Annotated in this window: 5 protein-coding genes; 4 read left to right on the top strand and 1 reads right to left on the bottom strand. The window is 72.7% G+C overall.

Annotated elements, in window-relative coordinates; all coding sequences use genetic code 11:
- The 4 genes from glpK to J0670_RS20400 form a co-directional block, all read left to right on the top strand.
- Positions 1 to 1,509 (top strand): glycerol kinase GlpK (gene glpK / locus J0670_RS20415; protein WP_207813075.1); only part of this gene is annotated, 1,509 nt, incomplete at its 5' end.
- Between the two features lie 148 nt (positions 1,510 to 1,657).
- Complete coding sequence (locus J0670_RS20410; RefSeq protein ID WP_207813074.1) at positions 1,658 to 3,253, top strand: glycerol-3-phosphate dehydrogenase/oxidase; 1,596 nt, start codon at positions 1,658 to 1,660, stop codon at positions 3,251 to 3,253.
- Positions 3,254 to 3,494: 241 nt separating this feature from the next.
- The gene (locus tag J0670_RS40305) at positions 3,495 to 7,526 is read left to right on the top strand and encodes a DNRLRE domain-containing protein (protein WP_207813073.1); all 4,032 of its coding nucleotides are present in this window, start codon (positions 3,495 to 3,497) and stop codon (positions 7,524 to 7,526) included.
- Positions 7,526 to 7,978, top strand: coding sequence for a hypothetical protein (locus J0670_RS20400; protein WP_207813072.1), 453 nt, complete (start codon positions 7,526 to 7,528; stop codon positions 7,976 to 7,978). The genes J0670_RS40305 and J0670_RS20400 overlap by 1 nt, the downstream gene beginning before the upstream one ends.
- Before the next feature lie 151 nt (positions 7,979 to 8,129).
- Here the strand turns inward: J0670_RS20400 and J0670_RS20395 are convergent, their stop codons facing one another.
- Positions 8,130 to 9,350 carry an amidohydrolase family protein gene (locus J0670_RS20395; protein WP_207813071.1) on the bottom strand — a complete coding sequence of 407 codons (1,221 nt, stop codon included), beginning with the start codon at positions 9,348 to 9,350 and terminating at the stop codon, positions 8,130 to 8,132.
- Between the last annotated feature and the right edge of the window lie 26 nt (positions 9,351 to 9,376).

The following is a 9,376-nucleotide window of genomic DNA, read 5'->3' as shown; positions in this document are numbered from 1 at the left end:
GGCAACTACATCGCCGCGATCGACCAGGGCACCACCTCCAGCCGCTGCATCATCTTCGGCGCCGACGGCCGGATCGTCGCCGTCGACCAGCAGGAGCACCGGCAGATCTTCCCCCAGCCCGGCTACGTCGAGCACGACGCCGCCGAGATCTGGACCCGGGTGCAGTCGGTCGTCCGCGGTGCGCTGGAGAAGGCCGGTCTGACCAAGGACGACATCCGCGCGATCGGCATCACCAACCAGCGCGAGACCACCGTCCTGTGGGACAAGCACACCGGTGAGCCGGTGCACAACGCGCTGGTGTGGCAGGACACCCGCACCGAGGCGCTCTGCCGCGAGCTGGGCCGCAACGTCGGCCAGGACCGCTTCCGCCGCGAGACCGGCCTGCCGCTGGCCAGCTACTTCGCCGGCCCGAAGATCCGCTGGCTGCTGGACAACGTCGAGGGCCTGCGCGAGCGCGCCGAGCGCGGCGACATCCTGTTCGGCACCATGGACACGTGGGTGATCTGGAACCTCACCGGCGGGGTCAACGGCGGCAAGCACGTCACCGACGTGACCAACGCCAGCCGCACCATGCTGATGAACCTGCACACCCTGGAGTGGGACGAGAAGATCGCCGAGTCGATGGACGTGCCGATGGCCGTCCTGCCGGAGATCCGTTCCTCCGCCGAGGTGTACGGCGAGGCCGTCGGCGACCTGGCCGGCGTCCCGGTCGCCTCCGCGCTCGGCGACCAGCAGGCCGCGCTCTTCGGCCAGACCTGCTTCGACGAGGGCGAGGCCAAGTCCACCTACGGCACCGGCACCTTCCTGCTGCTGAACACCGGCGAGAAGATCGTCAACTCGTACCACGGGCTGCTGACCACGGTCGGCTACCGGATCGGCGACCAGAAGCCGGTCTACGCCCTGGAGGGCTCGATCGCCGTCACCGGCTCGCTCGTCCAGTGGCTGCGCGACCAGCTCGGCATCATCTCCACCGCCGCCGAGATCGAGACCCTCGCCAACACCGTCGAGGACAACGGCGGCGCCTACTTCGTCCCGGCCTTCTCCGGCCTGTTCGCCCCGTACTGGCGCTCCGACGCCCGCGGTGTGATCGCCGGCCTGACCCGGTACGTCACCAAGGGCCACCTGGCCCGGGCCGTCCTGGAGGCCACCGCCTGGCAGACCCGCGAGGTCGTCGACGCCATGCAGAAGGACTCCGGGGTCGAGCTCACCGCCCTCAAGGTCGACGGCGGCATGACCAGCAACAACCTGCTCATGCAGAACATCGCCGACGTCCTGAACGCCCCGGTCGAGCGCCCGTACGTGGCCGAGACCACCGCCCTCGGCGCCGCCTACGCGGCGGGTCTCGCCGTCGGCTTCTGGAACGACCTCGACACCCTGCGGGCCAACTGGCACCGCGCCGCCGAGTGGACCCCGCGCATGGACGAGGACACCCGGGAGCGCGAGTACAAGAAGTGGCTCAAGGCCGTGGAGCGCACCATGGGCTGGGTGGAGGAGGACGAGAACAACTGACCGACAGCCGGTCGGGGCTCCGCGCCCCGGCCGGCTAGTTCCGCTTCACCGGCCCGCCGCACCGGGCCGACCGGCCTCTCCCGAGGGGCCGCACCGCACACGAGAGGAGTAACGGCGCCGCCCGACCAGCGCGCCGTACACAACCACCATGGCTACCATCCCGACCCTGGGCGCCGAGCGCACCGCCGGCCGCACCGCATCCCGCGCCGAGACCCGTGAGCTGCTCGGCAAGGCCACCTACGACCTGCTGGTGATCGGGGGCGGCATCCTCGGCACGGCCGTCGCCTGGACCGCGTCCCAGGCCGGCCTGAAGGTCGCCATGGTCGACTCCGGCGACTTCGCCGGCGCCACCTCCAGTGCCTCCTCCAAGCTGGTCCACGGCGGTCTGCGCTACCTCCAGACCGGTGCCGTCAAGCTGGTCGCGGAGAACCACAAGGAGCGCCGCGCGCTCTCCACCGACGTGGCCCCGCACCTGGTCAACCCGCTGACCTTCTTCGTGCCGGTCTACAAGGGCGGCCCGCACGGCGCCGCCAAGCTCGGCGCCGGCGTGTTCCTGTACTCGGCGCTGTCCGCCTTCCGCGACGGCATGGGCCGGGTCTCCACCGCCGCGCACGCCTCCCAGCAGGTGCCCGCGCTGCGCACCGAGGGCCTGCGCTCAGTGGCCGTGTACGGCGACCACCAGATGAACGACTCGCGCGTCGCCGTGATGACCGTGCGCGCCGCGGTCGACGCCGGCGCCGTGGTGCTCAACCACGCCGAGGTCACCGGCCTGCGCTTCACCGCCGGCCGGGTCACCGGAGCCGAGGTGCGCGACCGCCTGGACGGCAGCGAGTTCGGCGTCAACGCCCGCCTGGTGCTCAACGCCACCGGCCCGTGGGTCGACCACCTGCGCAAGATGGAGGACGCCGGCGCCGCGCCGTCGATCCGCCTCTCCAAGGGCGCGCACGTCGTGGTCAAGCGCCGGGCCCCGTGGCGCGCCGCGCTGACCATCCCGATCGACAAGTACCGCGTCTCCTTCGCCATCCCGTGGGAGGACCACGTCCTTCTCGGCACCACCGACGAGGAGTACACGGGCGACCCGAAGGACGTCCGGGCCACCGACGCGGACATCGACCAGATCATGGGCGAGGCGGCGCACGCGATCCGCGACGAGCACCTCGACCGCGACCTGATCACCTACTCCTTCGCGGGTCTGCGCGTGCTGCCGGGCGGCCCGGGCGACACCGCCGCCGCCAAGCGCGAGACGGTCGTCACCGAGGGCCGCGGCGGCATGCTGTCGGTCTCCGGCGGCAAGTGGACCACCTACCGCCACATCGGCCGCACCGTGGTGGAGAAGCTGGCCCACGCCCCGGGCAGCAGCCTCGGTGAGGACATGTCCCCGATCGCCCCGACCGTGCCGCTGCCGGGCGTCGGCGCGCCGAACGCGGTGGCGCACCGCCTGCTGATCGACCGGGATCCGGGCTCGCGGATGGAGCCGCTGGTGGCCAAGCACCTGGCCAGCCACTACGGCACGCTGTCCTTCGACATCGCCCGCATGATCGACGAGAACCCGGAGCTCGGCCGGCCGATCCACGAGGACGGCCCGGACGTGTGGGCGCAGGTCGCGTACGCGGCCGACAACGAGTGGGCGTACACGGTGGACGACGTGCTGCGGCGCCGTACGACCATGACCGTGCGCGGGCTGGACACGCCGGAGATCCGGGCCGAGGTCGAGGCCTTCCTCGCGAAGCGCGGAACCAAGTAAGCACAGTCTCGCGAAGCGCGGAACCAAGTAAGCACAGTCTCGCGACGGGTGGGCACTCCGGGGTTTCCCGGGGTGCCCACCCTTTCGCATTCGTGCGTGCACAATGCGTCACGGTTCCATCAACATCTTTAGTGAATATTCAGAATCTGAGCTGATTTGCCCGACTTATCATGATCATCTCCGCTGATGATCTTGCCTATGCTCCGACCCGCTTCGACCAAGAGTGAGTCAAGGAGCTCCCATGCACGTTCCAAGGCGGGCCCTCATCGGCCCGCTGTCCCTCGCGGTGGCGCTGACGCTGTCGCTGACCGGCGGAGCGCCGGTCGCGTTCGCGGCCAAGCCGCACCCCAAGCCCTCCCCCGGCAAGCCGCCGACGGCGGCCGCCGTCGACCCGACCGGCAGCATCGCCGCCGCCCGGGTGGCCGCGCGCAGCACCGGCCGGCGCGTCGAGGCGGTGTCCGAGCGCAGCGAGGTGTCCACCACCTGGGTCAACCCGGACGGCACGCTCACCACCGAGCTCGCCGCCGGGCCGGTGCGCTTCCTGCGGGACGGCGCCTGGACCGACGTCGACCTGACGCTCAAGCAGGCGCCCGACGGCTCGGTGGCCCCCGCCGCGCACCCGCACGCGATGAAGCTGGCCGGCCCCGGCGGCAAGCGGCCCCGCACCCTCGCCGAGTCGCAGGCCGTCACCGCGCCCGCCGCCGCGGAGCCCGCCCGCACCCTGGTATCACTCGGCTCCGGCGACGACGAGCTGGCGCTGGAGTGGAAGGGCGGCCTGCCCGCGCCCGAGCTGGACGGACCGCGCGCCGTCTACCGTGACGCGATCGGCGACGGCGCCGGGGACCTCGTCATCGAGGCCAACCGGACCGGATTCGAGCAGTTCGTCACGCTCAAGCAGCGCCCGGCGAACGGGAACTACTCGTACACCATGCCGTTCCGGGCCAAGGGCCTGAAGGCCGTGGCGCAGCCGGACGGCGGCGTGCTGTTCACCGACCGGAAGAACGGGCACAAGCGCGCCGTGCTGCCCGCTCCGGTGATGTGGGACGCCACCACCGCGGCCGGGTCCAGCGAGCACCCCCGGCAGGCGAAGGTCGACCTCAAGGTCGTCCAGCACGGTGACGACGTCGACCTGGTCTTCACCCCCGACGCCGCCTTCCTGGCCGACCCGGCCACCGCCTACCCGGTGACCGTCGACCCGTCCACCACCGGGCTCGGCAACGCCCTCGACACCCGGATCCAGAAGGGCGAGACGGTCGACTGGTCGGCCGACGTCGAGCTGTACTGGGGCAACCCCGGCACCAAGAACGCCGACGGCAGCTCGCGCGAGGCCCGTTCGCTGATCAACTGGAACACCTCCTCGATCGCGGACGCGCTGGTCCAGAACGCCACGCTGTCGCTGTACAACATCCACTCCGGCAACACCGACTGCCTCCCCTACACCTGGGAGGTGTGGGACACCGGGCTCGCCTCCACCGCCTCGCGCTGGACCAACCAGCCGGCCTGGAACGCCAAGAAGGCCACGTCCACCGAGACCAAGGGCCGCGACAACTGCGGCGGCGACGGCTGGATCACCGCCAACGTCACCGACCTGGTCCAGAGCTGGGCCTCGGCGAAGAGCCAGGTCTCCGGGATGGGCCTGCGGGCGCCCGACGAGGTCAACACCAAGTTCTGGAAGGAGGTGAACTCCGCCAACGCCGCCACCAACGTGCCCAAGCTGACGGTCAACTACAACTACCGTCCGCGCACCGGCACCAAGCAGGAGGCCGGCCCGCCGTTCCTCCAGGACGGCACGGGCACCTGGCGGGTCGACACCACCACCCCGGTGCTGCGGGACACCTTCGTCGACCCCGACGGAGACAAGGTGACCGGCACGTTCCAGCTGGTCGACGCCATCTCCGGCGCCCAGGTCGGCAACGTCAACGTCTCCGGTTACGTGGCCAGCGGCACCCCCGCCGAGGTCACCGTGCCGGCGGGCCTGCTCCAGTACGGCCACACCTACCGGTTCCGCACCTCGCCGTACGACGGGATGCACTACAACCTGGGCTGGTCCGCCTGGTCCACCTTCAGCGTCAGCCCGCTGCCGGACGTGCCGAGCAAGTTGCAGACCGGCGCCCAGCAGACCCTCACCCCGGTGCTCTCCGCCCTGGTCACCAACCCCAACCAGGGCCGGATCAGGACCGAGTTCGTGCTCAAGGGCAAGAACGGCCAGCCGCTGCCGACCTCGATCACCCCGGCGTGGGCGGAGAGCGGCACCCGGGCCTCCGTCCAGGTGCCGGACGGCGCGGTGACCGACGGCGGCGACTACACCTGGGCCGTGCGCGCCTGCGCCGCCGTCGGCTGCTCCGCGTGGACCGCCGACCAGCCGCTGGCCGTCCGCGTCCAGGCTCCGCCGGTCCAGCCCGCGCCGACCACCGTGGTCCTCACCGGCGCCGCCCTCGCGGACGCCTCGGTGGCCACCGACGGCGGCGGCTGCGGCGCCGGTGCCTGCCCGGCCGCCGACCCGGCCGAGCTGCGGATCGGCACCATGCCCGACGGCAGCAGCTGGACCAGCTGGCTCAAGCCCGACCTGTCGGGCGTCCCGGCCGGCTCCCGGGTGATCGGCGGCAAGCTCGCGCTGACCCGCTCGGACTGCGCCGCCGGTACCGCCGGCTGCGACGAGACCGCCGTGGACGTCTTCCAGCTCGGCAGCGCCTGGGCTCCCGGCCAGGACGGTGCGGCGCTGACCGCGGCCGCCGGCGCCGAGAGCTACGCCTCCGCCGCCAAGCTGCCGGAGACCGACCTGGCCGCGCTGGTCGGCTCGTGGATCGAGAAGGGCGAGGCCTACGGCCTGGCGCTGCGCCCGCCGGCCGGCTGGACCGGCACGGCCCGCTACTCCTCGGCCACCGCCGCCGACCCGGCGAAACGACCGAAGCTGACCCTCGACTACCTGGCGCCGACCGCGCCGGGCGCGGCCGAACAGGTCGCCGCCGTCGGCGGCGACGGCGCCCTGGTCGTCACCTGGAACGCCCCGGCGGACCGTGGTTCGGTCGGCGAGGTCGGCTACACCGTCCGGGTCGAGACCTCGGCCGGCGTCCCGGTCCAGGAGGTCACCACCGGTGACCTGCGGGCCTCGTTCACCGGCCTGGACAACGCCCGCTCGTACCGCGCGGTGGTCACCGCCAGGAACGGCTACGGCGCCGCCGCGCCGGTCGCCTCGGCGGTGGTCCAGGGCACGCCGACGGCCGGCGGCCCCGACCAGTACCGCGGCTACGTGCAGGAGTACCTGGACGCCCGCAACAAGATCAAGATGAAGGCCGGGTTCACCGCGCCGGACGCCGCCGCCGAGGCCGCGCACGGCACCGTCTTCGTCGATCTGCTGGCCACCCAGGAGGCCTCGCTGGTCGCCAACCGCGAGGCGCTGGCGACCCAGAACCAGCTGTACACGGCCGCGGCGGTCAGCCTGACCGACGTGGTGGTCGACCAGCAGACGGCCGGCAAGGTCGTCGTGCGGGCCACCGTCAAGGACTCGGTGATGATCCGGTCGGGCGGCGTGGACTCGCCGAGCGAGAGCGTGGGCGCCAAGCGGTTCGAGTTCACCGTCGGCACCGCCGCGGTCCTGGTCTCCGAGGCCGACGACCTCGCGGCCCAGCAGCAGCTGTCCTCCTCCGCGGCCGCGCAGGCCCAGGTCGAGGTGGCCGACGCCGCGCAGCCCGACCCGGCGGACGCCCAGAAGGCCGTACCGCTGGACGCCAACGGCTTCCCGGTCCAGCCGGCTCAGTCGGCCGCCGGCGCCGTCCAGGCCGGGTACAACTACAACGGCACCGCCGACTGGGCCCGCCGCAACGTCAACATCGGCTGGGACTTCTCCCAGGACTGCACCAACTTCGTCTCCAAGGCCCTGTACTACGGTGGCGGCATGCGCCCCCGCTACGGTTTCAAGACCTGGGACAGTGCCTGGTGGACCAACGACTACTGGCTGTTCGGCTGGCACAAGAACCGCAGCTACACCTGGGCCGGCGCGGCCAACCTGCACCGGCACCTGCTGAACTACCGGTACTCGACCTGGCTGCGCTGGACCTCCGAGGCCCGCCCCGGTGACGTGGTGTTCTTCAAGTGGCGCGACGAGCCGCGGATCAACCACGCCGCGGTCGTGGTCAGCTGGGGCGCCCGGATGGAGCTGCGCCAGCACGGCCGGAAGGGTGTCACCACCCTGAACGAGGTGCTGTCGTACTACCGGCAGAAGGGCGAGCCGATCGAGTGGTTCGTCGTCGTCCGTCCGCTCGGGACCAACTGATGGCGGCGGGGCGGCCGGTGGCGGCCGCACTGGCGGCCGTGCTCTCGGCCGCCCTCCTGGCCGGCTGTTCGAGCGGCGCCGAGGAGGCCCGGCTGGAGCACTCGGCCGACTACTCCGCCCATCCGCACCTGAAGGTCACCGGCTACCCCGTGCCGGAGACGCTGGGCCTGGTCCAGCAGGTGGTGTGGCGGCTGGCCGACGGCTCCGCGGACCGGCTGGTGAAGCTGGCCGCCGCGGAGGGCTCGGCCGACGCGCGCCGGGCGGCGGCCGAGGAGTGGATCCGCGCCTACGGACCGGGCGCCGCCGGGGAGGTCACCGCCGACTTCGGTGACGACCCGGCGAGCCGGCAGACCGTGCGGCTCACCTTCCACGGGACCGGCCAGGTGAAGGAGCTGGCGCTCCGCATGGACGGTCGGGACGGCGGGGACGGCTGGCGGGTCCTGCTGGCCTGATCCCGCCGGGGCCGGTCGCCCGGGTGCGAAGGACGAACGGGCGGGCGCTCCGTGGAGGAGCGCCCGCCCGTTTCGTTTCAGATGGGCGACACCTCGGATGACGGCCCTCGGATGACGGCCCTCAGATGACGGCACCGCAGGTGACGGTGCCTCAGATGACCGCGCCGGCCTTGACCACGTGCCGCAGGTTCCGGTCCGGACGGGTGAGCACCGAGAGGTCGGCGAGCGGGTCGCCGTCGACCACCAGGAGGTCGGCGTGGGCGCCTGGCGCCAGGGTGCCGATCTCCCCCGCCATGCCGAGCAGCCGGGCCGCCGTGGTGGTGGCGGAGCGCAGCACGTCGGCGGCCGGCTGGACCTGGGCGCGCAGCGTGAACTCCGCCAGCTGGGCCGGGTGCAGCGGGCCGAGCAGGTCGCTGCCGTAGACCAGGTTGACACCCGCCCGGTGGGCGCGTTCCAGGGCGGCGAGCCCCTGGTCGCGGACCTCGGCGAGCTTGGCCAGGGACGCCGGAGGCAGGCCCGAGGCCGCGCCGAGCTCCGCGGTCTTCGCGTACGCGACCAGGGTCGGGACCAGGAAGGCGTCCTTCTCCAGCAGCAGCGCGACCGTCGTGTCGTCCAGCAGGTTGCCGTGCTCGACGCAGCGCACCCCGGCCCGCAGGGCCCGGTCGATCGCGCGCGGGTGGTAGGCGTGCACGGTGACGTAGCGGTTGTGGTTCTCCGCCTCCTCGACGGCGGCCCGGATCTCCTCCTCGCTGTACTGGACGGCCGCGATCTCGTCGTGCGGGGAGGCGACGCCGCCGGAGAGCAGCACCTTGAGGTGCCGGGCGCCCTTGCGGAACTCGTCCCGGGCGGCGGCGCGCACGGCGTCCACGCCGTCGGCGATCCGGCCGAAGTGGGGGCGGGCCTCGCAGCAGGGCAGCGAGTCGTCGCCGAGCGGGCGCAGGTCGCCGTGGCCGCCGGTCTGGGAGAGCGCCTTTCCGCCGTGCAGCAGTCGGGGGCCGAGGGCCAGGCCCTCGGCCAGGGCGCGGGCCATTCCGTGGTCGGCACCGCCGACGTCGCGCACGGTGGTGAAGCCGCGGCGCAGCATCCGCTCGGCCTCGGCGAGGGCGCGGACGGTGGCGTAGCCGGGGGTCCAGTTGGCGACGTCGTGCAGATCGAGCGAGGTGACCAGCAGGTGGACGTGGGCGTCGATCAGACCGGGCAGCACGGTGCCGCCCTGCGCGTCGAGGACGCGGACCCCGTCGGAGGCGGCGGGCGGACGGCCGGTGCCGGTGGCGGTGATCCGCCCGTCGGCGGCCTCCAGCCAGCCGCGGTCGGTACGGGTGCCGTCCTCGGGGTGGAGCAGGTGGGCGTCGGTGATCAGCAGTCGGCTCATGTCGCGACCCTTCGCAGTTCAGTACG

The sequence above is a fragment of the Streptomyces sp. FH025 genome, assembly GCF_017427025.1.
Taxonomy (GTDB): domain Bacteria; phylum Actinomycetota; class Actinomycetes; order Streptomycetales; family Streptomycetaceae; genus Kitasatospora.
The sequence above is the reverse complement of the archived record's forward strand: the minus strand, read 5'-3'. Positions and strand labels throughout refer to the sequence as shown.